This is a genomic window from Salmonella sp. SAL04202 (assembly GCF_046550775.1).
Taxonomy (GTDB): Bacteria; Pseudomonadota; Gammaproteobacteria; order Enterobacterales; family Enterobacteriaceae; genus Salmonella; species Salmonella enterica.
In genome coordinates, this window is the sequence record NZ_JBGDXK010000019.1 from 1 (window position 1) to 1,323 (window position 1,323).

Sequence of the window (1,323 nt, forward strand, 5' to 3'; positions counted from 1 at the left end):
CTGGACAGGGAAACGGGGCTGCATTACAATTTGTACAGATTTTATGATCCGGATATCGGGAAGTTTATATCGGGCGACCCTATTTCGATCCGGGGCGGGATAAATCTTTATCAGTATGCGCCTAATCCGATAAGCTGGATCGATCCGTTAGGGTTGGCAAGTACAAATAACCCTGGAGTATATGATGTTTACGGCGAAGCTCGATTGCCAAGCGATATGTATCGTATGAGTGATGGGAAACATTTCCAAGAAGCTAATCGACAGCTTTATTATCAAATGAAAAATGATCCTCAATTTAAAGCTACTCTTGAAGGTAAATATCCGGGAATTTTTGAGAAAGTCTCGCCTGGTAAACGTGGTGCGTTTCCAAGGAAAGCACCAACTGGAATTGGCTGGGAAACTACGTGGCATCATCATGAACGAGTTGGTGGATTGTTGCAGTTAGTTGACGGGCCAGATCATAACTCAAGACATTTGGACTATCACCCTAAAGGCTATGGCGGAAGGAAGACATGGGGCGGTGGTTCGGGTTGTAGGTGATTTGCGAGGATGCCAATGAATAGCTATAAATCTATAGATGAGTTAATAACAAGCCTTTCTCTTTTAGACCAAGGAGAATGGATTTATGTAAATTTAAATTCATGGGGTAGTGAGCCGGAAAATACAGATTTTTATTACATTCCGTGGGACTACATTCAAGATTTAAATGATGAAGAAATATATCTTGATGAAGAAGATATGGAAATGCCTCTTGTTGTTAAAGAATTAAATTTGAGAGGATGGATGCTAGTCAGTTCATTAAATTATATAGCTCAAAATAAGTTGAATGGTAGGTATGATAATAAATGGTTTATTGACGAAATAAATTATTATCGAGAATACGATACATTTAGAACATAGTCCTAATATTGGGAGGAATTTTCCTCCCATTTTTTTGCTCACCTTTCGTTCAATTTACTAAACAATTACGTCCCGCATCCCCTTAACCACCTGTTCAGCCTTGTAAAGCTGTTCGCGCAGCTTCTGCTCCTCGTTACTGTCCGCCATCAGCACAATACACCCCTGTGAAATCTTCACGGTGACGCCGCGCCCGGTCTTAAATCCCGCTTCTTCCAGCCAGTCACCCTTAAGGTGCAGGCTGGGGATTTGTGAGTAATAGGTGGTCATGTGGGTTTTGCTGTTCTCGTGGCGGACGCTGACGTAGCCCACCTGATAACGGCGCTGGGTTTTGGAAATGGACACTTCTGGCGCAGGGCGTGCTGCAGCACCGGTACGATGTTCAGGGCAACCGCACAGAAACGCAGATGCCGGACGGGCGGACGC

3 protein-coding genes are annotated in these 1,323 nt (G+C 43.8%); 2 read left to right on the forward strand and 1 reads right to left on the reverse strand.

The genetic code is table 11. From position 1 onward, the window contains the following. A partial coding sequence (locus tag ACLJQJ_RS23375; protein ID WP_369527042.1) for an RHS repeat-associated core domain-containing protein occupies positions 1 to 540 on the forward strand: 540 nt, incomplete at its 5' end. Positions 541 to 555: 15 nt separating this feature from the next. After that, complete coding sequence (locus tag ACLJQJ_RS23380; RefSeq protein ID WP_063809717.1) at positions 556 to 900, forward strand: hypothetical protein; 345 nt, start codon at positions 556 to 558, stop codon at positions 898 to 900. 57 nt (positions 901 to 957) lie between these two features. Here ACLJQJ_RS23380 and ACLJQJ_RS23385 read toward each other — a convergent pair whose 3' ends face one another. After that, a complete protein-coding gene (locus ACLJQJ_RS23385) occupies positions 958 to 1,167 on the reverse strand; it encodes a SymE family type I addiction module toxin (RefSeq protein ID WP_063809718.1) in 210 nt (69 codons plus the stop codon). Positions 1,168 to 1,323: the final 156 nt, after the last annotated feature.

Coding starts and splice junctions, on each gene's coding strand:
- ACLJQJ_RS23380 (WP_063809717.1), top strand. CDS start 556: ATGAATAGCTATAAATCTATAGATGAGTTAATAACAAGCCTTTCTCTT.
- ACLJQJ_RS23385 (WP_063809718.1), bottom strand. CDS start 1,167: ATGACCACCTATTACTCACAAATCCCCAGCCTGCACCTTAAGGGTGAC.